Genomic DNA, 26,406 nt, shown 5'->3' on the forward strand with positions numbered 1-26,406 from the left:
GAAATTACATCAATTTCACACCTTGCTGACCAGCAGGTGTTACTTTAAAAATTTCAACTTCAAAGGTAATATTTTTACCTGCTAAAGGATGGTTAAAATCGACTTCGGTGATGTCATCGCCAACCGTTTTAACCACACCAAATAGGCTTTGCTTTGCTTTGTCTTCAAACTCGATCATGTGACCTTCAACAGGACGTTGTTCAAACTTCACAGTATCAAATTTCTGAATATTTTCAGGATTCCAAGGACCAAAAGCATCTTCAGGAGGTAAACTCACCGTACGACGATCGCCTGCACGAAGACCAAATAAAGCCTTCTCAAAACCTGGTAACAAACTACCATCACCCATGACTAAGCTCACAGGTTCTTCACGGCTACGTGTGTTATCAATTTCTACACCATTTTCAATGGCAACAGAAAAGTGCAGGTCCACTTTTGATCCATCCGCAATACGAGTTTCGTCATTCGGATTAATAATTTGTTCAGTCATTTTGCGCTTCCGCACGTTGAATACGATGTTTCTCTAAAAAGAAAGTATCGATTAACAATAAAATCGTACCGAGAGTGATGGCACTATCGGCAATGTTGAATGCTGGAAAGTGGTGATTTTGGTAGAACACATGAATAAAATCAACAACGTAGCCTAAACTAACACGATCGATTAAATTACCAATTGCTCCACCTAAGATCAATGCAATGGCCATCGGCAAAATCACCGTACTTTTTGGCATACGCAATAGCCAAAAAATAAAGATAATGGATACAATCCCAGCCAACCCAGTAAACAAATAATGTTGCCAACCGCCTGCATCAGACAAAAAGCTAAAAGCTGCGCCGTAATTATGCAACAAAGTCCAATTTAAAAAGGGCAGTACAGGTACAGGCTCTGCATAAGTCAGATGTGTACTTGCAATATTCTTAGTCCACTGGTCAATAATGATGGCAAGGACGGAAAGTCCAAGCCACATTAAATTATGAGGATAAAATTGGAATAAGCCCTTTTTATTTTGCGGATTAGGCATATTTTCTCTCTTCGCCTTGACCTGTAGGAAGGTTGATAATACAACGAGAACAAAGACCTGGATGTGCATGATGTGTATTTACATCAGGTAGAACATGCCAGCAACGTGCACATTTTTCTCCATCCGCAGCAGACACTTTGACTCGTAGTCCAGCAAGATCAGTTGTTTCACCTTGAGTTTCATCCAATGCATTTACAATCACTTGAGAGGTGATTAACACAAAGCGAAGTTCATCCTCTAACTGGTCTAATACTGCTTTAAGTTCAGCATCTGCCCAAAGTTCCACTTTTGCAGAGAGGTTTGAACCGATTAGTTTCGCATTACGAGCTGCTTCAATCTGCTTATTCACAGCAGATTTAACAGCGATCAGCGTTTGCCAATCTGCTTCAGAAATTAAGTTCGCCGTAGATGCAACAGGAATGTCATACCACTCCGCAGTAAATACATATTTCTCTGACTGCTCAGGAATCAGTGGCCAAGCTTCTTGCGCAGTAAAGCTCAAGATTGGAGACATCCAACGAACAAAGGCTTGCACTAAATGATACAGCGCAGTTTGTGCCGAATGACGTGCTTTAGAATCTGCTTTAGTTGTGTATTGACGATCTTTAATGATGTCTAAATAGAAACCACCCAAGTCATTGATACAGAAATTAGTCAAAGCATTGGTCACGATATGGAAATTCATATCTTCATAAGCTTGTTGAATGGTTTTTTGCACATCGGCAGCACGTTGTAAAATATATTGATCAATCGCGATCAATTGATCTACAGGCAATGCATCTGTTGATGGCTTGAAACCATTTAAGTTGGCCAATAAGAAACGCAAAGTATTACGGATACGACGATAACCATCAGATGCACGGCTAAAGATTTCTTTACCTGCCGTCATTTCATAACGGTAGTCAGCCGAAGCGATCCAGAAACGTAGACCATCTGCACCCATATCTTTAATGATGTCTTGAGGTGTGATGATATTACCAATCGATTTTGACATCTTACGGCCTTTCTCATCTACCACGAAACCGTGAGTAAGCAAGCCTTTGTAAGGCGCACGTTTATTGATGGCAATCGATGTTAATAATGAAGATTGGAACCAACCACGATGTTGGTCTGAACCTTCTAAATACAAATCAGCTGGATCAGTCAAATCTTCACGTTCACGCAATACAGCATAGTGTGTTGTACCTGAGTCAAACCACACATCTAAAGTATCGCGAACTGCGTTGTACTGTTCAGCATCTGCACCGATGAATTCGCTCGCGTCACGATTGTACCAACCGTCGATACCTTCTTGTTCGATCAGTTTAGCAACTTCTTCGATGAGTTCAGGTGTGCGAGGGTGCAACTCATGCGTATCTTTATGTACAAAGAACGGGATTGGAACACCCCAAGTACGTTGACGTGAAATACACCAGTCTGGGCGACCATCAATCATCGATTGAATACGATTTTTACCCCAATCTGGAACAAAATCGATATCATTTTCAATGGCATTTAAAGCATCTTGACGTAAGCCTTGAGCATCCATGCTGATAAACCATTGTGGTGTCGCACGGAAAATAATCGGTGTTTTATGACGCCAGCAATGCGGATAGCTATGTGTAATTGCAACATGCGCCCAAAGCTTTCCAGCTGTGCATAAAGCTTCAATGATTTGCGGATTGGCTTTGTAAATGTGTTCGCCTGCAAAAATCGGAGCAGTTGGCAAATACACACCATTACCGCCGACTGGATTATCAACGATTAAATTGTATTGCAAACCGACTTTATAATCGTCCACACCATGACCTGGCGCAGTATGTACCGCACCTGTACCACTGGTTGCAATAACATGTTCACCTAAAATTACAGGTACTTGGCGATCTGTAATGAGTGGATGCTGTAATTGTAAATGTTCAAGTTTAGCACCGACAAAATCAGCCAAAACTTTTGGATTTTCAAGTTTATAACGCTCACACGCAGAGGCAACTAAATCTTTGGCTAAGATTAAGTTATGTGTACCACGATCAGATTGGATTTCAACCAATTGATATTCAATGTCAGCATGAAGGGCAACGGCTTGGTTGGCAGGAAGCGTCCAAGGCGTTGTTGTCCAAATGACGATATCGGTAGGATTGTGAACAACGACACCGACTTTTGTAGATAAATCAGCAAGATCGACCACACCAAAACCAACATCGATCGCATCAGATTTTTTATCTTGGTAATCAACTTCAGCTTCTGCAAGTGCAGAACCACAATCTAAACACCAGTTAACGGGTTTAAGACCAGGTTCGATATGTCCTGCTTTGGCAATTTCACCCAATGCACGGACGATATCAGCTTCTTGTTTGAAGTTCATGGTTAAGTAAGGATTATCCCAATCCCCAAACACGCCCATACGTACAAAATCTTTTTTCTGTAATTCGATTTGTGTATTGGCATATTCACGACAAGCTTTACGGAATGTCGATGCATCTACTTTAACGCCAACTTTACCGACCTTTTCTTCAACTTTAAGTTCGATTGGTAAGCCGTGGCAGTCCCAACCCGGAACATAAGGCGCGTCAAAACCATCCATCACACGGCTTTTGATAATAATGTCTTTAAGGACTTTATTCACAGCGTGACCTAAGTGGATTTGACCATTGGCATATGGAGGGCCGTCATGAAGTACATATTTTTTCTTGCCAATACGCGATGTACGAATCTGCTGATAAATATTGTCGGCATACCACTCTTCTAACCATTTCGCTTCACGTACTGCAAGATTTGCTTTCATTGCAAATTCAGTACCTGGGAGGTTTAGTGTGGCTTTGTAATCCACAGCATTTTCAGGAGTTTGCTTATCGCTCATGCAAGTTGTCATCCAATATTATCAGCTCGATTGCTGACACGTTTTACAATAAAAAATTTGATTAAAAAGGAAACTTGGGGGTGTTTTTGCGAAATTCAAGTAATCGCTCAACATCATCATCAATTCCTGCTTGAAGTGCTTCAAGTGATGGGTAATTTAATTCGCCGTGTAAATAGTCGAGGAAAGTCACCCGCATTAACAGACCATACAGATTAGCAGAAACATTGGGGAAATGTACTTCTAATCGCCACTCTGGATGTTCCTGTTGAATCGCAGGTCGTGTTCCAACATGCCCTGCGCCATATAAAGCATGGTCTTGGTAGCCAAGAACACCTGTTTTACTTGGATTTTCAGCTTTGACCTTCTCAGTCAAAGAAGTCGTTTCACAAATAACTTCGACACCATAAATTCCACTTAAACAAGGTCTATGTCGCCCGACACGAACATTGATGGTTGGGAAGTTCAAAGTACGACCAATCTGGTCACCATATTGCACACGACCAATCATGCTATAGGGACGACCGAGCAGTTTTGCCGCAAGTGCTAAATCACCTGCTTGGAGGACTTGACGAATTCGAGTTGAACTGACACGTTCACCATCAAATTCGATGGTGTTGAGATTGGTGACGTGAAAGCCGTATTGTTTTAGAAATTCACTATTGCCTTGACGATCTTTACCAAAATGGAAGTCATCACCAAGCACTAAATTTTGTGCATTGAGTTTATTTTTGAGAATGTCAGCAAAATTTTCTGCGCTTAAACTACGGAATTGATTATCGAATTTGGCAATCGCAATATAATCCACACCCAGCTCAGTTAAATATTCTACTTTTTCTCTGAGTGAACTAATACGTGGGGGTGCTTCGTAACCTTTAAAAAACTCTAAAGGTTGCGGCTCAAAAATCATCACCAAGGTTTTTAAGTTTTGTACTTGGGCAATTTGTTTGAGTTGTGAAACCATCGCTTGATGTCCCAAATGGACACCATCAAAATTGCCAATCGTCACAGCGGTTTTGGGCAATTGAAAATTCGGTGCTAAAGCATTTAGACGTAACAGCTGCATGATTTCAAAATAAGCTTAAAATTTGAAAGGATATATATTGCCATATTCTCACAGTTTCGTCTTTGTTGTTGTGTTTTTATCCAGAAAATTTTATAAAGAATAATCTTTATATCAGTTTTGGTGATTCATTTTATAATCATAAATCAATTTTATTTATTAATGGGCGCTCTTATAATCAATTTATCTGCTGAATTGAGGGGAAAGCGATGAAAAAGCCATTTTACCAACTTGAAAAACCTAAAGAAGTGATCCGACAGTTCACGCCAAATTGGTTTACTGTGACTATGGGAACAGGTGTTGTCGCCTTGATTTTACCTGAATTTCCATTTGCACAGGCATTGTTATGGCAAGTGGCAACCCTGCTTTGGCAATTCAATAGCTTATTATTTGTGACATTTACAACCCTCTATATCTTACGTTGGCTAATTTACCCTCAAGAAGCAAAGCAGATCTTTTCACATCCAAGTATGGCATTGTTTTTAGGTGCAATTCCGATGGGCTTGGCGACTGTATTGAATGGCTTTTTAAAATTTGGTGTTGTGATTTATGGAGATACAGCAGTCCAGATTGCACAAGTACTGTGGTATGTCGATGTTATTCTGGCTGTAGGCATTGGAATCCTTGTTCCATTTTGCATGTTCAGTAAACAAGATCATCAATTACAGAGCATGACTGCGATGTGGTTATTACCTATTGTCGCATGCGAAGTTGCAGCAGCTTCAGGCGGTTTATTACTGGCACATTTGGATGTAGGCCAACATGCTGTTGGGATTTTGTTTACAAGTTATATGTTGTGGGGGATGTCTGTTTTACCTGCATTTGCTGTTTTAACGATTCTGATGTTGCGTTTGGCACTACATCAATTGCCAAGTAAAGAATTAGCCATTACAGGTTGGCTAGCTTTAGGGCCGATTGGTACAGGGGCTTTAGCACTTTTGGTATTAGGTATTCAAGCACCACAGGTTTTGGCAGTCATTCAATTAGAAAGTTTAGGTCTGTTTTTTCAAAATGCAGGTATTTTGGCAAGCTTTATTCTGCTTGGTTTCGGTGTTTGGTGGTTCGCAATAGCTGTGCTTACGACACTTAAGCATGCAGCAACAGATCTACCATTTAATTTAGGTTGGTGGGGACTGACTTTTCCATTAGGTGTATTTACTTTGGCAATACTGAATTTAGGTCATCAAATTCATGTCAATTTTATTGTAGATATTGGTTTAGCTTTCGCTACGATTCTGATGTTACTTTGGATGATGGTGATGGCTAAAACTTTAAAAGGGATGTATCAAGGTCATTTGTTCTTTTCTCCTTGTTTAAAGGTTTTATTAGAACGTGAACAATAAAGTTAAAGAAAGATCAGAGCGGAATCATAATCCATGAAGGAGCTATAAGGATATTGATTCTATTTTGAGTTTTTATCTCTATCTGTACGCTGTAGCGTACATCAATTTAGGTGTTTTACGGCTAGTACAGGTGCTTTGATTTTTCTATTATAGAACCATAGAGAACAGGATGTTCCAGATAAAAATAAGAAAAGACAACAATGGAGTGAAGGTACGACAGGAGTTATACCACAGGTACAAATACGAAAAAGCTCGACAGGATGTCGGGCTTTTTTTATTGGATGCTTATCTCATTTTGAAAACATTGGTATTCATATAAAAATGCTTATAAAAAAGCAGCCTTTCGGCTGCTCTTAAGTATCTTTGTTTTTATTCTGATGGATCTTTTAAGCTAAAGAACCAATTGAGAATCAATGCTGCAAATGTTGCGGTACCAATACCGCCTAAGTTGAAATCGCCAAATTGCAAGGCAAAATCACCAGTTCCTAAAATAATTGTTACTGCTGCAACCATCAGGTTTTTATTTTTAGAAAAATCGACTTTATTTTCAATCCAAATTTTCGCGCCTGCAATGGTAATCAAACCGAATACAACAATAGATGCACCCGTTAAAATTGCAGTTGGAATGGTATGAATGATTGCACCGAACTTCGGTGAAAAACCTAAGAAGATTGCAAAAACACCTGCGATCACGAAAACAATAGTAGAGTAAACACGGGTGACCGCCATTACTCCAATGTTTTCGCCATAAGTGGTCATCCCCGGAGCGCCGACACCGCCTGAAAGCGTCGTTGCAATACCATCTGCAACAAAAGCTTTCCCGATCTGTGGATCTAGGTTTTCACCTGTCATCGCACTTACCGCTTTGATATGACCTAAGTTTTCCGCAACTAAGATTAAAGCAATGGGTGCAATAATTAACATTGCATTGATATCAAAAACAGGAGAGTGGAAGGTTGGAAGACCGAACCAAGCGGCTTCTTGAATAGGTGCAAAATTAATTGGTGTACCATTTCCCATCACATTTGCAACAACAAAGTAGATGAGATAAGCCAATAACAAGCCAACCAATAAAAGTAAGCGTTGTAATAGGCCTTTTGTGTAGACAGCGATGATGCCCATGCAGAGTACAGTGACTAAAGCCATCCACATATTAAAGTTATTGCCTGCAACACCTTTGATGGTCACTGGAGCGAGGTTTAGACCAATGATCATGACCACAGCACCTGTAACCACAGGTGGCATGAGTTTTTCAATCCATTTGGTCCCCGTTGCCATCACAATCAAACCAAAAATTGTATATAGCACACCACATGCCATGATGCCGCCAGCAGCATGAGCAATGTTAATATTTGGCGCACCTGTGCCTGATGCAGCATAACCCGTTGCAGCAATCACAACACCAATGAATGCAAAGCTTGAACCTAAGTAACTAGGAACACGACCACCTGTGACGATAAAGAACAAGATGGTACAAATCCCTGACATTAAAATGGCAAGGTTTGGATCAAAGCCCATCAAAAATGGTGCTAAAACGGTTGCACCAAACATGGCAAAAGCATGCTGAATGCCAAGAACTACGCTCTGTGCAGGCGGTAAATATTCATTAGTTCCGACAGGTCGTGCATCGATGCTACCTGTATATGGACGCCATTTAGGAAACCAGTTGGACATAAATTAAGCACTTAAAAACAAATTGCGCACATGATACTCTTTATTGTTTTAAGTTTTAAACACTTTGGTAAAACTAAAGGTTTGCATTTATTAGGAATAACGATTGTTTTATACCGTTTGGTCAAATAAATGGGATGTGTAAGTTTGTAAAATCAAAGTATTAAAAAATGTAAAACGCAGAATTGTTCATAATTAAATATTTTGCAATTGATTCATTTTTTTTATTCATTATTAATGAGAAAAATAAAATTATTGATAGGGTCGACATTTTTTAATGATGGAGGAAATACTGTTGTATTCCTCCGTCATTTAAAAATTTAAAATGAACGACTTAGCCTGTATTACGCAAACCTGCGGCAATGCCTGCAATACTCACCATCAATGCATGATCAACAGGCGTATGCTCAGCTTGGCGTTCTGCAAGATAGGCACGACGACGCTTCATCAATTCAGCTTGTAATAAGTGTAGTGGTAATAAATACGGTTTACGCACTTTCATGGCTTGGTCAAGGACGTCATTTGAACTTAAAAGTTTGGATTCACCTTTCATTGCCAATAAAGTTTGTACCGCATCATGTAGACGTTGGCGTAATTCAGCACCGAGTACTTTTAGATCTTCATCATTGGTTAAATGTGATTCATAGTAAAGTGCAATATTAGAATCCGCTTTAGACAAGACCATTTCTAACATATCAATTAATGTTTGGAAGTACGGCCATTCCGTTAACATTTCATCTAAAAGTGCTTTCTGACCTTGATCAATCACTTGGTTAATCGCTGCACCAGTGCCTAACCATGCTGGAAGCATTAAACGAATTTGAGTCCATGCAAAAACCCATGGAATCGCACGTAGAGATTCAATCCCTCCGCTGACTTTACGTTTTGCAGGGCGTGAACCCAATGGCAACATTTGTAATTCAAGCTCAGGGGTTACGGTACGTAGATATTTAACAAAATGTGGGTTTTCACGTACAGTCTGACGATACACTTTGACGGATAAATCAGTCATAGTATGCATCAAATCACGCCATTCCTGTTTTGGTGTCGGTGGTGGCAATAAAGTTGCTTCGAGTGTCGCAGCAGCGTAAATTTCCAAGTTTTGTAAAGCGATTTCTTCCAAACCGAATTTAAAGCGGATCATTTCGCCTTGTTCAGTTACGCGAATTGCACCAGAAATAGAACCTGGCGGTTGAGAAAATAAAGCTTGTTGGGTTGGCGCACCACCACGACTGATAGAACCACCACGACCGTGGAATAAGGTCAATTGCACGCCGTGTTGTTTGGCTATCGCAGTCAATTCTTCCTGCGCACGGTATTGTGCCCAATTGGCAGACATGAATCCTGCATCTTTTGCAGAGTCTGAATAACCAATCATGACTTCATGTTTAGCTTGGATATGCTGTTTATACCAATGCATATTAAACAAAGTGGTCATGGTACTTGCAGCACCATCCAAGTCTTTCAAGGTCTCAAATAATGGTACAACACGTAGCGGATGTTCAATACCCGCTTCTTTTTGTAATAATAATACAGCTAGCACGTCACTAGGATATTCCGCCATAGAAATAATATAAGCGCCTAAGCTTTCTTTTGGCTGTTCTGCCAAAGTTCGCATCGTTGCAAAAACTTCTTGAACATCAGGATGCTCAATCAAGCTGCCTACAGGCTCGTTTAAATGTTTTGGCAATAATGGACGTTTGCTTTGTAACTCTTGTAATAAGAAGTTTTGGCGCGCTTGTTCTGTCCAAGTTTCAAAATTACCCAGTCCTAAATATTCAGTAATTGCTGAAATGGCTTGACGATGACGACCAGATTCTTGACGGATATCCAGTTTCAGTAATTCAATGCCAAAACAATTCACACGATAAATAAAGTCGAGTAATTTTCCGTTAGCGATTTCAGGCAGATTGCATGCCATCAATGAGCGATAGCAAAGTAGCAGCGGTTGTAATAATTCATCTTTATGGCGAATAATCAAACTACGATCAACGTCAGAATGCAAACCGCGTAATTTATCTGCCAACCATTGACGAGTGGCTTTTAAGCGTTCACGTGTTGCACGCAAGTACTCACGATAAGGTTCTGGATGTTGGTAGCCCAAAGCTTGTACCAACTCATTAGAACAGGCTTCGATAGACAGTTCCCAGCGCAGATCTTCAATATCACGAACATATAAATCTGTTGCTTTCCAACGCGATAACCACAGCACTTCTTGGGTAATGTTATGTGTTACGTTTGGATTGCCATCACGGTCACCGCCCATCCAAGAGGCAAAGCGGATCGGCGAGATATCTAAAGGCAAGGTTTTATCGCAATTGTCTTGTACTAAATCATCCAATTCACGAATGAATTTGGGTACAGCATTCCATAAGGTTTGCTCAATGGTGGTGAAACCCCATTTTGCTTCATCGATTGGGGTTGGGCGATGTTGGCGAATTTCATCGGTTTGCCATGCAGAACTGATCAATTGTTTTAAATCTGTCAGTACTTCGGCACGCCGTTTCGGCGTGAGTTTTTGCTGATCAAAAGTTGAAAGACAATTATTGATGCCATCATATTTTTGGATCAAGGTACGACGACTGACCTCAGTCGGATGCGCCGTAAGAACCAACTCAATTTTGAGCTCACAAATTTGCTTATATAAGGTTTCTGCTGAAATCTGTTGATCTTTAAATTTTGAAAATAAATGATCGAGTACATTTGGAGAAGGTGCATTTTCATCACATTCACTTTGGCGGCGACTGCGCACCACATGATATTGCTCAGCAATATTGGCGAAGTTTAAGAAATGTGAAAATGCACGAGTCAGCGGCAAAATTTCATCATCTTTTAAATTTAAAAACAGTTGTTCGAGTTGTTTTTCTGCTTCAACTTGACCATCTCGTGCGCCTTTTCCTAAGGCACGAATCTGTTCAATTTGATTAAACAAATCTTGTCCCGCATGTTCTTTTAAGGTTTCACCCAAAAGATTTCCGAGTAAGCGTACGTCTTCGCGCAACGGAGCATCAATTTGTTGAATCATTTTGCCACTCTCCAATTCTTGTTATTTCGAATATAACGTGATTCCTTCACAATCCAAGAGGCTTCCTACAAAAGTATGTAAATGACTGTGCAAGAAGTCTGCATTACTTGATTTTGATCGAGATATATCGAGTATGCCTGAAACTAAAAAGCGATATTATTTAGTTTTTTAATACTAGGGCTGAGCTTTATACTTCATCATAAATAATTCAATGCTTTCTAAAATAATTTGGTGTTTCTCTTCTGAGGTCGGTGGTTGCTGTATACCCAATAGAACTTCGTGGTGTCGAATACCCAGTAATAAAGATAAAATTAGATTGATTTGTTTTTCAATATCATTGGCTTGAATAAATCTAAGCTGTGTGGCCTGTTCAAAAAAGTCTTGCCAAACATTACACATACGTTGGTGTGAAACATTATAAAACTGCATGGCCAATGGATTTTGTTCAGCAGCCAATTCCAGCAATAAATGTTCAAGCTTAATCGCTTCAGGCAAATTAATGATATGCAACGCCAATTCACAAACTTGATAAAAATGTGTCTGAAAATCGCTATTTGCATTCAGCTTAATGAGGCTAGCATTGATCGTTTTCTCACAAGTTGCTTCGATCGCACAACAAAATAAAGTCTCTTTGTCTTGAAAATGGTTATACACCGTGAGTTTGGTTACACCTGCTTCTTTGGCAATTTGGTTCATACTTGAGCCATGATAGCCAAGTTTAAGAAACAACTTTTTAGCTGCTTCTAAAATATGTTTACGTTTTTCTAAGTCCTTTGGACGTCCAACAGTTGTTTGCACGATTATTTCCAAAAAAAGAAAAATAAGTCATTTACACAATAGATTGTTTCCAATTAGTGTACCATGCAGTATATTAATTAAAAATTAGCCAAATTAATATCCCAACGCTATTTTGCCTGAAAAAATGCATTTGAATAAGAGCTTTGCGTATGAGTATTTTGAAATCAGCTGTGATCAGCTTGCTTATTGTATCTAGTGTGACACTTTGGGGGTGTAGTAAACCAACACCTGAAACTGAACAAATCCCTTTTGTTATGGTGACTCAACCGACGACTTCACTTGAAGATCAAAAAAGTTATGCAGGAGATGTACAAGCTCGACAGCAAACTGCACTTGCATTCCGTGTTGGCGGGCAAATTACTGAACGTTACGTCGATGTCGGCGATCGGGTCAAAGTGGGGCAAGTTTTAGCAAAACTTGATGTTAAAGATGCACAATTACAGTTGAACTCTGCTAGAGCTCAACTCGAAAGTGCTCAATCTGCTGCCAAAGTTGCAGCAGATGAATTCAAACGTTTTCAGCAATTACTACCCATCAATGCAGTCAGTCGTTCGCAATATGATGCAGTTAAAAATCAATACGATTCGGCAAATGCAGCATTAAAACAAGCGCAGTCTAACTACGATGTATCTTCAAACCAAACAGGTTATAACCAGTTGGTTGCCAATAAGAACGGTGTGATTACCCAGCGTAATATTGAAGTTGGGCAAGTCATTTCAGCAGGGCAGGCAGCGTATCAACTTGCAATTGATGGTGATCGGGAAGTGGTCATTGGCGTACCTGAACAGGCGATTTCAGACATTAAAGTAGGGCAAAGTGCATGGATTACCTTGTGGTCAAAACCACAAGATAAATTTGCAGCTTATGTCAGAGAGATTTCACCTGCAGCAGATCAGTCACGTACTTTTAGTGTCAAAGTGGCTTTAAAAGAAGGTCAGTCTGCGATTCAGTTAGGGCAAAGCGCACGGGTTTTCTTTAATCAAAATATTCAAAATGTATTGAGTGTACCTTTATCTAGCGTTTCATCTACAGAGAAACAAGCCTATGTTTGGGTTGTCAAAGCAGATCAAAGTATCCATAAAGTTGCTGTAACTTTGGGTGCATATGGTCGTGACAGTGTGCCTATTTTAAGTGGTTTACAAGCAGGACAGTGGGTCGTTGTTGGTGGCGTACATCTACTTCGTGAAAAGCAAAAAATTAACCCAATTGATCATGAAAATCGTGCTGTGAAAGTTTCTGCTACGCCTGTTAAAGCAGGAGGTTGAGCATGAACTTTAACCTTTCAGAATGGGCATTGAAAAATAAAGGCTTGGTGCTTTATTTTATGATTTTAATGGGAATTGTGGGGGCTTATTCCTATTCAAAATTGTCACAAAGTGAAGACCCGCCGTTTACCTTTAAAGTGATGGTGGTACAGACCTATTGGCCGGGCGCTACGGCACAAGAAGTTTCACTACAAGTGACTGACAAGATTGAAAAAGAGCTGATGAGTACAGGCCAATATGAAAAGATCATGGCTTACTCTCGTCCAGGTGAGTCGATGGTCATGTTCATGGCAAAGGACTCATTAAAATCCAGCCAACTTCCTGATGTCTGGTATCAGGTGCGTAAGAAAGTTGGAGATATCAAACAACAGTTTCCTTCAGGTGTACAAGGTCCTTTTTTTAACGATGAGTTTGGCGATACCTTCGGTAATATTTATGTATTAACAGGCAATGATTTTGATTATGCCACACTCAAAGAATATGCAGACCGTTTACAGTTACAGCTACAACGCGTCAAAGATGTCAGTAAAGTTAATTTAGTCGGCTTACAAGATCAAAAAATCTGGATTGAACTTTCCAATACCAAAGCCGTACAAATGGGTGTCCCTGTTACTGCAATTCAAGAAGCATTAGCCAAACAGAACAGTATTACCAGTGCAGGTTTCTTTGAAACAGGTACAGATCGCATACAAGTTCGAGTGAGTGGTGCGCTACAAAATGTAGATGATTTGAAAAAAATGCCACTATTGGTTGGTGATAAAACCATTCAATTGGGTGATGTCGCAGAGGTTTATCGCGGTTTTAGTGATCCTGCTCAGCCACGTATGCGTTTTATGGGTGAAAACGGGATTGGGCTTGCTGTATCGATGCGTAAAGGTGGTGACATCATTGCGCTTGGGAAAAACTTAGAAACTGAATTCCAAAAACTACAAAAAACCTTGCCTTTGGGTATGGAACTGAAAAAGGTTTCAGATCAACCTGTTGCAGTTCAACGCAGTATTCATGAGTTTGTAAAAGTTCTTGCTGAAGCGGTGATTATTGTACTGCTTGTGAGCTTTTTCTCTTTAGGTTTCCGTACAGGTTTAGTGGTTGCTTTCTCTATTCCACTGGTTTTGGCCATGACCTTTGCGGGAATGAACTTGTTTGATGTGGGCTTACATAAAATTTCATTAGGTGCTTTGATTCTAGCTTTAGGTTTATTGGTGGATGATGCCATTATCGCCGTCGAAATGATGGCGATAAAAATGGAACAAGGCTATAGCCGAATGAAAGCGGCAGGCTTTGCATGGAAAACCACGGCATTCCCAATGCTGACAGGGACGCTCATTACAGCAGCAGGCTTTTTACCTATTGCGACGGCAGCATCGAGTACAGGGGAATACACGCGTTCAATTTTCCAAGTTGTTACACTTGCTTTAGTTGTGTCGTGGATTGCAGCAGTTGTTTTTGTCCCTTATTTGGGAGACAAATTACTTCCAGATTTTACCAAGACTGCACACAAAGCACCGTGGTATGTCCGTTTATGGGCAAGATTACGTAAACAACCTGAACCACAAGCTGTTATACATCATGCGGGTGAGCACTTCGATCCATACCAAAGTAAGATGTACCAAAGCTTTAGAAAAATGGTGAATTGGTGTGTGACTTATCGTAAAACGGTCATCGCAATAACAGTGGGCATTTTTGTATTGTCTGTGGCGATGTTTAAATTTGTACCACAACAGTTTTTCCCCGCGTCAAATCGTGCTGAAATTTTGGTTGATTTAAAATTAGAAGAAGGTGCTTCTTTAACAGCGACAGAGAATGCGGTTAAAAAAGTTGAGAAATTTTTATCTCAACAAAAAGGGATTGATAATTATGTGGCTTATGTGGGCACAGGTTCGCCACGTTTCTATTTACCTTTAGATCAGCAAATGCCTCAAGCCAGTTTTGCACAATTTGTGGTTTTGGCTTCGTCATTGGATGATCGTGATCAAATTCGTAAATCTTTAGATACACAAATTCGCCAATTATTGCCGCAAGTCCGTACACGCGTGTCATTGTTAGAAAATGGCCCACCTGTAGGTTATCCATTGCAGTATCGCGTATCTGGGGAAGATGTGAGCATTGTGCGCCAACAGGCACAGCACGTTGCAAAATTACTGAGTGAAAACCCAAATACCACCAATGTGCATTTGGATTGGGGTGAGCAAAGTAAAATTATTTCACTAAATATTGATCAAGATCGTGCACGTCAAATGGGTGTCAATTCTGAAGATTTGGCAAACTTCTTAAATAGCTCTTTGACAGGGGTAATCATTAACCAATACCGTGAAAAGCGTGAGTTGATTGATATTCGTATTCGTGGCGATCAAGCTGAACGTGTTGATGTGGCTTCTTTATCCAGTTTGGCCGTGCCAACCAGTCAAGGAAGTACTGTACCTTTGGCTCAAATTGCTCAAATTGATTATAAATTTGAAGATGGTTTGATTTGGCATCGTAACCGTTTGCCAACGATTACGGTACGTGCGGATATTCGAACTAAGTTGCAACCTGCAACGGTGGTCAATGAAATGGCTGAAAAGATAGGTCAACTTCGTGAAACGTTACCGAGTGGTTATTTGGTCGAAGCTGGGGGAACAGTTGAAGAGTCTGCAAAAGGTCAGACTTCAGTTAATGCGGGTATGCCGTTATTCCTAGCCGTTGTATTTACTTTACTGATGATTCAGCTGAAAAGTATTTCACGTTCATTTATTGTATTTTTAACAGCGCCATTGGGTCTAATCGGGGTGGTTTTATTCCTATTATTATTCAATAAGCCTTTTGGCTTCGTGGCAATGCTAGGAACGATTGCTTTGTCTGGAATGATTATGCGTAACTCGTTAATCCTGATCGATCAGATCGAACAGGATATTAAAGCGGGACATAATCAATGGGATGCAATTTTGGATGCAACTGTACGTAGAGCACGTCCAATTATTCTAACCGCATTGGCCGCAGTACTAGCCATGATTCCTTTGTCACGAAGTATTTTCTTCGGCCCGATGGCAGTGGCGATTATGGGGGGATTAATTATTGCGACACTTTTAACCTTATTTTTCTTACCAGCACTGTATGCAACATGGTTTAAGGTGAAAAAAAGCGTGCATAATCCATAAAATTTTGTGAATATTAGGTGCGAAATATTGAAAACTTTAATATAGTAGCACTTAATCTTTATAGAAAATAACACAGGAAATTCCATTGCATTAGAAGTAAAGGAATGTGCAATGGATTTGAGGTTAGAAGCACCCATGGGGCAAGACAATTCAGAAAAGCAGCGTCGTTATATAACGAGTTCTTATATATTCATGTTTCTTGCATTATTTACGGTGATTACGGCTATATTTGCTTATTGGTTAGCCCGAAAAGTGACAATGGCTGGTGATGTAGAAGTATGGATGCATGCACAAGCGTTATGGGTAATGCGTAATGCTGTGATTTTCCTCATTCTTGCAATTTTTGCAGCGCTTTGGTTTATCCCACTGGTCTTTTTTTATTGGGACAGTTTTATTTGGGTGAAAGCTTGTACCGTTGCAGGTGTGGTATTCAGCGCAATTGCATGGCTCTTTTTATTAAATGCATGGCTTAAAGGTTTTACTAAATATTTACAGAAAAAAGCAGTATTTTAAAAAAATCTACAATTCAAACTTGTAAAAACAATTAATGCCCCCAATTTAGTTTGCATAGAAATATTATCAAATTTTTGTGGAGCATCGCCAAACATGGCTAAACGTGATTATTATGAGGTTTTAGGTGTTGCTAAGACCGCTAGTGATGATGAAATTAAAAAAGCCTACCGTAAGTTGGCGATGAAATATCATCCAGATCGTAACCCTGACAATCCAGAAGCTGAAGAAAAATTTAAAGAAGCTGCTGAAGCTTATGAAATCCTATCTGATGGTGAAAAGCGCAGCATGTACGATCGTATGGGGCATAATGCCTTTGAAGGTGGTATGGGTGGCGGTGGCTTCGGTGGCGGATTCAGCGCTGAAGATATTTTTAGTCAGTTTGGTGATATTTTCGGTGGTGCTTTTGGCGGTGGTGGTCGTGGCCAACAGCGTGCACGTCGTGGTTCAGACCTTCGCTATGTGATGGAATTGAGTCTTGAAGAAGCGGTCAAAGGCGTGAAAAAGACCATTACATTTACTGCACCTGCACCATGTGATGTGTGTGATGGTAAAGGGTCTAAAAATCCAAATGATGTAGAAACATGTAAGACTTGTCATGGCGCAGGTCAAGTGCGTATGCAACAAGGTTTCTTCTCTGTTCAGCAAACATGTAGTACCTGTCGTGGACAAGGCAAAATTATTAAAAATCCATGTACTAAGTGCCATGGTTCAGGTGTAACAGATCGTCAACAAACCCTTGAAGTGACCATTCCTGCTGGTGTGGACAATGGGGATCGCGTTCGTTTAACGGGTAAAGGTGAAGCGATTCGTGATGGTCAATCTGGTGACTTATACGTAGAAGTGGTTGTTCGTGAACACGAAATTTTCCAACGCGATGGCGCTGATTTGTATATGGACGTCCCTGTAAGTATCGCAGATGCTGCTTTGGGTAAAGAACTTGAGATTCCGACTTTAGATGGTCGTGTGAGCTTGAAAGTGCCTGAAGGTACGCAAACAGGCAAAATGTTCCGCCTACGTGGTAAAGGTGTGAAACCTGTGCGTAGCAGTATGCAGGGTGACTTGCTTTGTCGTATTGTGGTTGAAACCCCAGTACATTTGACTGCGCGTCAGCGTGAATTATTGAAAGAACTTCAAGTGACGATGGATGGAGAAGACAGTAAGTCATCGCCTAAGAAAAAATCATTCTTTGATCGTTTATTTGACTAAGTAATTGATTGTATAAACCAAAGGGAGATATGAAAACCATATCTCCCTTTTTTATTGGGTTGTTAGACTATTTGCTTTCAACAGTATCAGGTTCACTGAGTTCATTATTATCAGGAGCAGCATCAATTTCATCATCATCTTGTGGTGTGGGTTGTTGTATGGTCGCTTTTGTATCTGTTGATGATTTTACTTCCGTATCTTCAGCCCATGAATGAGTGAAGTGAATTGCTAGAATAAAACCCAAAACAATTTTAATCAGACGCATTTAATATCAACCTACAAAAATTAAAGAAAGAATGTAATGATAAAAGTATGTATTGCCCCATATTACATTGAAAAGCTTAGATGAATTTGTGTAGGCAATGTTTAACTTTTGATGGATCAAAAGTTACAAAAATCCTTTGTTGGGCGAGAGGTACGTCCTGTACCTCCGCCCAACGGCGACATCCGTGTCGCCTAACGCGATAGCAACATTGAATTATATTTGCTTAATAAAAAAGTAGAAAGCAATTTCATTATATTCAGTTAATTTCAAAAATTGGTGTAGTTTCTTATTTGATATTATTTTTTGAATAAGTATAAGGTTTTAATATCTAGGATTCATTTTGATTTTAAATTTATAAAAAAAATTAAAGAGATAGCTGAAATATCTCTTTAATGTGTAGATTGCTTATAAATTATGCCTCATTATTCCAAAATAGGCGCATCAATATCTTCAATTTTCACCTCAACTTGAGGTTCAGTTGCAGCATTTGAATCTGTTTGGACTGTTGTTTTTTCTTCAGTTGTCGTTGGTGTGGTTACAGGTACTGAGTCAGCGGCCCAAACATGAGTCATCGTCATTCCTAGTCCCATAACGATTACCCATGCGAAAGCCATTTTATTCGAATGCATATTGATCTCCTTATAATCACTGTTATTTTCATTCGTGGCAGTAGTCTGCTGTGTGTTTTTTGCACTTTGATGAAAAAGTGAAAAGATGATGATCATTATTTCAAATTTTTACCGATGTATTTCAACAAATTAATCTATTTCACCATTCAGCTCGAAATGGCTAAATCATAAGCTATGGTTTTTATTGAAATAAAAAAAGTTCATGCGATTTTTAAAGATGAAACCTAGTCTTAAAACTGAGTTTTGTTATAGTAGTGGCAATTCTCAAATTTAGTTTTAGGAAAATCTTATGTCAGTCGCTCCACGTATTGGTATTGTAGGCGCAGGTGGTCGTATGGGTCGTACATTGATCCAAGCGGTACAACAAGCAGGTTATCAGCTTGCTGCAGCTGTTGAACGTCCAGAAAGCTCATTAGTTGGTGCTGACGCGGGTGAGCTTGCAGGTATTGGTGCTGTTGGTGTGAAAGTTGTTGGGCATTTAGAAGACGTATTAAAAGATGTTGATGTAGTGATTGATTTTACTGCGCCTGTAGCGACTGAGAACAATCTAAAATTATGTAGTGCTGCTGGCGTGGCAATGGTGATTGGTACAACAGGTTTTTCAGATGAGCAAAAAGATTTATTGAATCAATCTGCGACCCAAACACCTGTAGTTTATGCTGCAAACTACTCGGTAGGTGTAAATGTATCGATTAAACTTTTAGAACTGGCTGCAAAAGTATTTGCCGACACGGTTGATATTGAGATTATCGAAGCACATCATCGTCATAAAGTAGATGCGCCGTCAGGCACAGCACTAATGATGGGTGAGGCAATTGCGGATACTTTGGGTCGTGATTTAAAGAAAGTTGCGGTTTATGGTCGTGAAGGTCATACAGGCCCACGTGAACGTGAAACCATTGGTTTTGAAACGATTCGTGGTGGTGATATCGTCGGTGAACACACCGTGATGTTTATTGGTGAAGGTGAGCGTGTTGAAGTCACTCATAAGGCCACCAGTCGTATGAATTTTGCTTCGGGTGCAGTTCGTGCAGCAGCTTGGGTTGTGGGCAAAGATGCCAAAAAGTACGATATGAAAGATGTTTTAGGCTTAAATGACATTTAAGTGTAAAGCGTATTTCTATAAAATCAGAACAATGACTCAATTTTTGAAAATTAAAAAATGAAAAAAATAATGATGTTACTCACTTGTGCGGTTAGTGCTTTTAGCCTAACTGCACAAGCAGCTTTGCCAAACAATGCTAAATTAAGTCTTAATAAGAACAATATTAAGGTTTGGACATATAAGGACATCAATAACCCAGTTTTATCGTATAAAGCTGAAACGGTATTTGATGTTCCTATTGAGAAAGCTGTGACTTTAATTTTGGATGTGAATAACACGCCAAAATGGGTACCTAATGTTGCTAAGGCTGAAATCTTATCTCGTGATGATAAAAAAGGGGAATTCACGATTTATATGGTTTTAGATTTTCCATTCCCTTTAAAAGACCGAGATATGGTGGTGAAAGGGAAAATGTCTAAAGATGCGAATGGCATCATTAGCATTAAAAATACGGCAATTCAGCAGGGCAAACCACTCAATCCAAATTATATTCGTTTAAAAGATTATTTTGGCGATTGGACATTTCAAAAGTTAGGTGCGAATCAAGTGAAAGTGTCTACGACTGGGCATGCCAATCCAGAAGGTTCTATTCCTGCCAGTGTCACCAATCTTTTGGTTGAACAACAACCCTATCAAATGTTGCAGCGAATGAAAGTAGAATTGGCAAAAAAGACGAAAACACCTGTTTTACCAGATATTTTAAAATAAAATTTAAAAAACCCATCTTGGTAAACAAGATGGGTTAGAGAGGAGAGGTATTTTATATTGCTGTTAATGTGTCATTTCTACAGGCTTAATTGTAGGGTTTGAAGCCGTAGAGGCTCTAGTCATCTTCATTTGAATAAACACTAAAACTAAACCTAAAGCAGTGAGTACCACACCTGTGATTGAAACAGCAGCGTAGCTCATGCCCATACTCAACACAGCCCCGCCAGCTGCTGCACCTACAGCATTACCTAAGTTAAATGCACCAATATTGACAGAAGACGCCAGTCCAGGAGCTTCATGCGCGACTGACATGACGCGCATTTGAAGAGGTGGAACAACGGCAAAGGCTGCTGCACCCCAAACCACCAATGCCACGGCTGCACCGATTTGAGTTTTTGCCAAAATTGGGAATAACAGCATCATTACCATTAACAGTACTAAGAACATTGTGAGTGTTTTAGTGAGGGATAAGTCTGCAAATTTTCCACCCAAATGGTTACCAATGGAGAAACCAACACCAATCAAAACCAACATCAGCGTGATAAAAGTCGGGCTTGCATGGGTAATGTTTTGCAAACTTGGGGCAATGTAAGTGTAGAGCGTAAACATTGCACCGGCGCTCATGACCGTAGTGAGCAATGCTAAAACTACAGGCATGCGAGTCAGTACTTTTAATTCTGCTTTTACGTTAGGACGTTGTCCAACAGCACCCTCAGGGAGTGCTTTCCATAGGAATAGCATAGTAATCACACCCAATATCGCAATTGCAGCGAAAGACATACGCCATCCAATGTTTTGTCCAACCCAAGTGGCTAAAGGTACACCGCCAATATTGGCAATGGTTAAGCCCATAAACATCATTGCTACAGCACTGGCTTGTTTGTCTTTAGCGACAACACTGGTTGCAACAATTGAACCAATCCCAAAGAACACGCCATGATTAAGACTGGTGATAATACGTGCGCCCATTAAGCCCCAGTAATTGGGTGCAATCGCTGCAAGGAGATTACCTATCGTAAAAATGCTCATGGCAAGAATCAGTGCTTTACGTCGTGGAAAATGTCCAAACCATAAAGTCATGATTGGCGCACCAATCATGACACCTAAAGCATAGGCTGTGATGAGCATACCTGCTGTAGGAATCGAGATATTTAAGTTTTCAGCGATTTGTGGCAAGAAACCCATCGGTGAAAATTCTGTGGTTCCTATTGCAAATGCACCGATGGCTAAAGCAAATAAAGGAAAGTTAATTTTCATTTTGATTCATCCCAAACGGGTGCTAAGTTTTCAGGATCAACTTCACGTCCATTTCTATCGAGTTGAGCAATCATCTGCATTTCTTCAGTAGACAGTTGAATCTCCTGAGCTTTGAGATTAGCAATCAGATTTTCACGCTTTGTTGAAGAAGGAATCACGGAGAAACCTTTTTGCAATGCCCATGCCAAAGCAATTTGTGCTGTAGATACCTGATGATGCTTGGAAATTTCAGACAAAATAGGATCATGCAGCACTTTGCCATAAGCCAAAGTCATATATGACGTGATATCAATCTGTTGTGACTGTAAGAAGTCGACGAGCTTAGGGCTTTGTAAATAAGGGCTTAATTCAATTTGATTGGTTGCAATATTGTCTAAGCCAACCGCTGCAATGGCTTGTTGGGTTAAATCAATATTGAAATTAGAAATACCAATATGTTCAGTTAAGCCTTGCTGTTTTGCTTCAAGCAGGTTGTGCATCATTTCAGCAACAGAAATTCCAAGTTGTGGCGCAGGCCAATGAATCAAAGTTAGATTCACAGCATCTGTACCTAGCTTTTGTAAGCTGTCTTTTAAACTGGGAATCAATGAGTCGACTTTGTAGTGGTCTGTCCAAATTTTCGTGGTAATGAATAAGTCTTGGCGAGCAACCTGACTTTGTGTAATTGCTTGACCGACTTCTGCCTCATTGCCATAAATTTGAGCAGTGTCCACAGCACGATAACCAACCTCTAAAGCATTTTTAACAGAATCAATGACTGTCTGACCTGTTAAACGGAATGTACCTACACCGAATTGAGGAACGATTTTAGACATGAGTTTAACTTCATTTTTAAGATCGGGTGTATTTTGCAGGGTTTACTGTTGATTAAAAATATTGAAATATGCAAAATATTATTGCGTATTGGTCAAGAATCAAGAGTGATTAATTCAAATGAAATCAACATTAGAAGAATTACAGGCATTTATTAGTATCGTAGACAGTGGATCGATTGTTGCTGCTGCGGAGCATTTGGAACAAACCACATCTGGAGTGAGTCGTGCTTTGCAACGCCTTGAAACCAAACTCAATGTGACTTTATTAGAACGCACTACACGTAAGTTAAAATTGACGCAAGAAGGGCAATTATTTTTAGAAAAAGCCCGAAAAATTGTCAATGATTTAAATGAAGCAGAAGATGCTTTGCTTAAATCGGACAGTGATACATCAGGTCTAATTCGGGTCGATTCAGCCACACCTTTTGTTTTGCATGTGATTACGCCATTGATGCTTGAGTTTGTTGAACGCTATCCAAATATTGAAATTGAGCTAAATAGTAATGATCAAATTATTGATTTATTAGAGCATAAAACAGATGTTGCGATTCGATTTGGGGAGTTGAATGATTCAAGCTTGCATGCGCGACTACTCTGCAAAAGCCGTTTATATATCGTAGCAAGTCCTGAGTATTTAGAAAAAAATGGCTATCCAGCAACACCTCAAGAGATTCTCAATCATTCACAAATTGGTTTTAGTAAGGTGGCACATTTAAATACGTGGCCCGTGTATGTGAATGGTACAAAGCTGACAGTCAAACCGAAAATAAAAGCATCGAATGGTGAAACTGTACGTAAAATGGCTTTAGATGGGTTAGGTATAACCTGCCTATCTGCATTCCTTGTGCATCAAGACATTAAACAAAAACGTTTGGTTGCATTGTTTGAAGAGCAAATCGAAATTTATGAACAGCGCATCCATGCGGTCTATTATCAGCAAGAACATTTGCCGAAACGTGTCCGTTTATTTATCGAGTTTCTAGCTGAAAAGCTGTCAAAGTATCGATAGTTTTTTGAGATGGTAAGTCTAAACTCAGCAAGATTTGTTTACTATTCTGTTGTGGATTAACCAATTTAATTTCATAGTGTTGTGCTGAATTTTGCTGACATTCAAATTGTAAATTTTGTTGTGTGGGGATGTTCACTTTCATGGTTGTGTCACGACTTGCACGATAATTATATGCTCTCACTGAAGCGGTTTGGTGCAAAGTGGGTTGTAAGTGATCAAGCTGGTATTCACCTAAACGTTGGGTTTTTAAGAAGCCTTCAATCAATGATTTGCAGATAAAGTGTTGTTGTTGCGCAGCTTGATTGATTTGTTGTGGCTGGCATGCACTTAAACCCAAAGTTGTGCTGAGCAAGATGATTGTTCTCATTTATTTTCTCCTTTTAAATCAACTATATTTAAAAAACTGGCTGTGAAAGAAGCATAAATCTGTTAAGTTTGTGGATACAGATACAACAAATATTAAAAAGTGGATACAGATATGGCTTTTCAATATCAAACACTTGCACAGCAAATCGCGCAAAAGATTTATTGTGGTGAATTGGTGGTTGGACAACGTTTAAGTTCATTGCGCCAATTTGCAGAACAGCAGAAGATTAGTTTGAATACTGCAAAAAGTTGTTATGAATTGCTTGAGGCGCAAGGGCTGATTTATGTCAAAGACAAATCAGGCTATTTTGTGCAATCGCAACAGAAAATTCAGCAAATCGCGGTACCTGACCACCCCGATTTTAAATCTAGACCACGTGAAGTATCCAATTTAGAGTTACAAATCCAAATACATGAAGCCGCAATCAATAATCGATTGATTCATTTGGGTTCTATTCAATTATCACCCAACTTAGTTCCTGTAGAAGCTTTGCGCCGTTCGATACAGCGTGCTTTAAAACATTGTAAGCCTGAAGATTTTTTATATAGTGATCGGCAAGGTCATCCACAATTACGAGAAGCACTTTCAGCGCATTGGGCCGAAGATGGTTTTTATATTGCCAAAGAAGATATTTACATCAGTAATGGTTGTATGCCTGCTTTATCTGTTGTGATTCAAAGTTTTACCCAAGTGGGCGATAGCATCATTATCCCGACACCAAACTATAACGGTCAGTTGCAACTTTTGGCATTGCTCAAACGGAAAATCATTGAAATTCCTGCCAATACAGAAGGTTTCGATATTGACCGTTTAGAACAAGTGATGCGGGATTCGGGTGCAAAAGCTTGTTTACTGACTGCAAATTTTCAGAATCCTTTGGGCTTTTGTTTAAGTAATGCGGATAAGGAAAAGATTGCACAATTGGCAGCCAAATATCAGTGTTATGTGATTGAAGATGATATCTATGCCGAATGTAGTTTTAATGCCAAACGTCCTTTACCCATTAAATACTGGGATCAAGCGGGTTATGTGATTTATTGTGGTTCTATTTCTAAATCTTTATCGACATCTTATCGGGTAGGGTGGTTTTGTATTCCTCAACGACTACAGCACTTACATGCTCAATTGATGACACAAAATGTGTCAGTGAATACACCTTTACAATTGGGTCTAGCCGATTTGATTTTTAGTCGAGCGTATAGGCAACATTTAACTGAATTACGCCCCCAGTTGATGGCGCAAGTGGAGCAATACCGTCAGTTTATTTATCAAAGCTTTCAAGGGGTAGAGATTCGATTGAATCAACCACAGGGCAGTTATGCATTGTGGTTACAGTTGCCTCAGCAGATTGATAGTTTGGCGATGTATTATTATGCACAACAACACAGTATTAACATTGTACCCGGCTTAATTTTTGGTGAGGATAAACGCTATAACAATTGTATTCGTTTGAATGCAGGACATGAATTGTCTGAAGATATTCGAGAAGCCATTTTATTATTGGCAGATTGGGTGAAAGATCAGCTTCATTTTGCTGTTACTACTAAAAACGCTCTTACGTCTGATCTGACACAAGAGCGCTTATTTGAAGCAAGTTAATTAGTCCTGAGCGTCAATACTCTCGCCATTCATCGCAAGACTGTCATCACCCATAAGGTAAAGATAAGCAGGCATGATGGCTTCAGGTGTAGGTAATGTTTTTGGATCTTCATCAGGATAAGCTTTCGCACGCATTGCAGTACGTGTACCGCCTGGATTGATACAGTTAAAACGAATATTGGGATAAGTTTTTTCTTTGGCAAAGATTTGGCTGACCGCTTCTATGGCAATTTTAGATACAGAATAAGCACCCCATTCTGCACGTGCTTCACGCCCTACGCCAGAACTTGCAAATACCACAGATGCATTTTCAGATTTTTGTAGTAAAGGCAGCAGTTCTTGAGTCAGTACAAAAGGTGCACGTAAATTGACCGCCATGACATCATCCCAAACATCTTCAGGATATTGCGCCAATTCAACTCGCTCGCCAAGAATACCTGCATTATGCAAAATGCCATCCAAACGCCCAAATTGCTGCTCTAGCGTATCGTAGAGTAATTCATAATCACGAGGCGATGCTGTTGAAAGCTGCAGTGGAAGAATCGCAGGTTGTGGCGCACCAAGCCCTTCAATTTCATCATAAATGACTTCAAGTTTGTTCAAGGTGCGACCATGTAAAACTACAGTTGCGCCATGTAATGCATAGCTCAGTGCAGCAGCACGTCCTATACCGTCTCCCGCACCTGTAATCAGGATAATCTTACCTTTTAATAAGTCTGGGCGAGGTTGATATTCTGAATATTTCATGGGAGACCTCCTATCATTGTTATTTAGTT

General features: G+C 39.8%; 22 protein-coding genes. 9 read left to right on the top strand and 13 right to left on the bottom strand.

Annotation, left to right across the window (positions count from 1 at the left end):
- Positions 1–4: 4 nt before the first annotated feature.
- The 4 genes from CDA10_RS03915 to ribF form a co-directional block, all read right to left on the bottom strand.
- Positions 5–490 carry an FKBP-type peptidyl-prolyl cis-trans isomerase gene (locus CDA10_RS03915; RefSeq protein ID WP_089604190.1) on the bottom strand — a complete coding sequence of 162 codons (486 nt, stop codon included), beginning with the start codon at positions 488–490 and terminating at the stop codon, positions 5–7.
- On the bottom strand, positions 483–1,022 hold the full coding sequence (gene lspA, locus CDA10_RS03920; RefSeq protein ID WP_089604191.1) for a signal peptidase II: 540 nt from the start codon (positions 1,020–1,022) through the stop codon (positions 483–485). Before lspA ends, CDA10_RS03915 begins: the two co-directional genes overlap by 8 nt.
- The gene (ileS, locus tag CDA10_RS03925; RefSeq protein WP_089604192.1) at positions 1,015–3,858 is read right to left on the bottom strand and encodes an isoleucine--tRNA ligase; all 2,844 of its coding nucleotides are present in this window, start codon (positions 3,856–3,858) and stop codon (positions 1,015–1,017) included. Before ileS ends, lspA begins: the two co-directional genes overlap by 8 nt.
- Positions 3,859–3,919: 61 nt before the next feature.
- Positions 3,920–4,921: a riboflavin biosynthesis protein RibF gene (gene ribF, locus CDA10_RS03930; RefSeq protein WP_089604193.1), complete on the bottom strand. Its 1,002-nt coding sequence runs from the start codon at positions 4,919–4,921 to the stop codon at positions 3,920–3,922.
- Between the two features lie 206 nt (positions 4,922–5,127).
- Here ribF and CDA10_RS03935 point away from each other — a divergent pair, with 206 nt between their 5' ends.
- Positions 5,128–6,261: a TDT family transporter gene (locus CDA10_RS03935; RefSeq protein WP_089604194.1), complete on the top strand. Its 1,134-nt coding sequence runs from the start codon at positions 5,128–5,130 to the stop codon at positions 6,259–6,261.
- Between the two features lie 369 nt (positions 6,262–6,630).
- Here the strand turns inward: CDA10_RS03935 and CDA10_RS03940 are convergent, their stop codons facing one another.
- The 3 genes from CDA10_RS03940 to CDA10_RS03950 all read right to left on the bottom strand — a co-directional run bounded on the left by CDA10_RS03940 (position 6,631) and on the right by CDA10_RS03950 (position 11,755).
- A complete protein-coding gene (locus CDA10_RS03940; protein ID WP_089604195.1) occupies positions 6,631–7,935 on the bottom strand; it encodes a solute carrier family 23 protein in 1,305 nt (434 codons plus the stop codon).
- A 331-nt stretch (positions 7,936–8,266) separates the two neighbouring features.
- Positions 8,267–10,957, bottom strand: a complete 2,691-nt coding sequence (gene ppc / locus CDA10_RS03945; protein WP_089604196.1) for a phosphoenolpyruvate carboxylase — start codon at positions 10,955–10,957, stop codon at positions 8,267–8,269.
- Positions 10,958–11,131: 174 nt separating this feature from the next.
- A complete protein-coding gene (locus CDA10_RS03950; protein WP_089604197.1) occupies positions 11,132–11,755 on the bottom strand; it encodes a TetR/AcrR family transcriptional regulator in 624 nt (207 codons plus the stop codon).
- A gap of 149 nt (positions 11,756–11,904) precedes the next feature.
- Between CDA10_RS03950 and CDA10_RS03955 the strand changes: the two genes are divergently transcribed.
- The 4 genes from CDA10_RS03955 to dnaJ all read left to right on the top strand — a co-directional run bounded on the left by CDA10_RS03955 (position 11,905) and on the right by dnaJ (position 17,876).
- The gene (locus tag CDA10_RS03955; protein WP_089604198.1) at positions 11,905–13,020 is read left to right on the top strand and encodes an efflux RND transporter periplasmic adaptor subunit; all 1,116 of its coding nucleotides are present in this window, start codon (positions 11,905–11,907) and stop codon (positions 13,018–13,020) included.
- A gap of 2 nt (positions 13,021–13,022) precedes the next feature.
- Positions 13,023–16,157 carry an efflux RND transporter permease subunit gene (locus CDA10_RS03960; RefSeq protein WP_089604199.1) on the top strand — a complete coding sequence of 1,045 codons (3,135 nt, stop codon included), beginning with the start codon at positions 13,023–13,025 and terminating at the stop codon, positions 16,155–16,157.
- Between the two features lie 135 nt (positions 16,158–16,292).
- Complete coding sequence (locus tag CDA10_RS03965) at positions 16,293–16,670, top strand: hypothetical protein (RefSeq protein WP_089604252.1); 378 nt, start codon at positions 16,293–16,295, stop codon at positions 16,668–16,670.
- A gap of 93 nt (positions 16,671–16,763) precedes the next feature.
- Positions 16,764–17,876, top strand: coding sequence for a molecular chaperone DnaJ (gene dnaJ, locus CDA10_RS03970; protein WP_089604200.1), 1,113 nt, complete (start codon positions 16,764–16,766; stop codon positions 17,874–17,876).
- A gap of 67 nt (positions 17,877–17,943) precedes the next feature.
- On the opposite strand, the gene CDA10_RS03975 is transcribed toward dnaJ, so the two are convergent.
- Positions 17,944–18,141, bottom strand: coding sequence for a hypothetical protein (locus CDA10_RS03975; RefSeq protein WP_089604201.1), 198 nt, complete (start codon positions 18,139–18,141; stop codon positions 17,944–17,946).
- A gap of 422 nt (positions 18,142–18,563) precedes the next feature.
- Positions 18,564–18,770 carry a hypothetical protein gene (locus CDA10_RS03980; protein ID WP_089604253.1) on the bottom strand — a complete coding sequence of 69 codons (207 nt, stop codon included), beginning with the start codon at positions 18,768–18,770 and terminating at the stop codon, positions 18,564–18,566.
- A gap of 289 nt (positions 18,771–19,059) precedes the next feature.
- On the opposite strand from CDA10_RS03980, the gene dapB reads away from it, so the two are divergent.
- The gene (dapB, locus tag CDA10_RS03985) at positions 19,060–19,875 is read left to right on the top strand and encodes a 4-hydroxy-tetrahydrodipicolinate reductase (protein ID WP_089604202.1); all 816 of its coding nucleotides are present in this window, start codon (positions 19,060–19,062) and stop codon (positions 19,873–19,875) included.
- Between the two features lie 57 nt (positions 19,876–19,932).
- A complete protein-coding gene (locus CDA10_RS03990) occupies positions 19,933–20,583 on the top strand; it encodes an START domain-containing protein (RefSeq protein ID WP_089604203.1) in 651 nt (216 codons plus the stop codon).
- A gap of 63 nt (positions 20,584–20,646) precedes the next feature.
- Here the strand turns inward: CDA10_RS03990 and CDA10_RS03995 are convergent, their stop codons facing one another.
- Positions 20,647–21,840: an MFS transporter gene (locus CDA10_RS03995; RefSeq protein ID WP_089604204.1), complete on the bottom strand. Its 1,194-nt coding sequence runs from the start codon at positions 21,838–21,840 to the stop codon at positions 20,647–20,649.
- Positions 21,837–22,655 carry a 2,5-didehydrogluconate reductase DkgB gene (gene dkgB / locus CDA10_RS04000; RefSeq protein ID WP_089604205.1) on the bottom strand — a complete coding sequence of 273 codons (819 nt, stop codon included), beginning with the start codon at positions 22,653–22,655 and terminating at the stop codon, positions 21,837–21,839. The genes CDA10_RS03995 and dkgB overlap by 4 nt, the downstream gene beginning before the upstream one ends.
- A 118-nt stretch (positions 22,656–22,773) precedes the next feature.
- On the opposite strand from dkgB, the gene CDA10_RS04005 reads away from it, so the two are divergent.
- The gene (locus CDA10_RS04005; protein ID WP_089604206.1) at positions 22,774–23,664 is read left to right on the top strand and encodes a LysR family transcriptional regulator; all 891 of its coding nucleotides are present in this window, start codon (positions 22,774–22,776) and stop codon (positions 23,662–23,664) included.
- On the opposite strand, the gene CDA10_RS04010 is transcribed toward CDA10_RS04005, so the two are convergent.
- Complete coding sequence (locus tag CDA10_RS04010; protein WP_089604207.1) at positions 23,624–24,031, bottom strand: hypothetical protein; 408 nt, start codon at positions 24,029–24,031, stop codon at positions 23,624–23,626. The two genes, CDA10_RS04005 and CDA10_RS04010, sit on opposite strands and share 41 nt — an antisense overlap.
- Positions 24,032–24,142: 111 nt before the next feature.
- On the opposite strand from CDA10_RS04010, the gene CDA10_RS04015 reads away from it, so the two are divergent.
- Entirely contained in the window at positions 24,143–25,630 is a 1,488-nt protein-coding gene (locus CDA10_RS04015; RefSeq protein ID WP_089604208.1) for an aminotransferase-like domain-containing protein, read from the top strand.
- On the opposite strand, the gene CDA10_RS04020 is transcribed toward CDA10_RS04015, so the two are convergent.
- Complete coding sequence (locus CDA10_RS04020; RefSeq protein ID WP_089604209.1) at positions 25,631–26,377, bottom strand: YciK family oxidoreductase; 747 nt, start codon at positions 26,375–26,377, stop codon at positions 25,631–25,633.
- Positions 26,378–26,406 lie beyond the last annotated feature (29 nt).

Source organism: Acinetobacter piscicola, from assembly GCF_002233755.1.
In the GTDB taxonomy this organism is placed as follows: Bacteria; Pseudomonadota; Gammaproteobacteria; order Pseudomonadales; family Moraxellaceae; genus Acinetobacter; species Acinetobacter piscicola.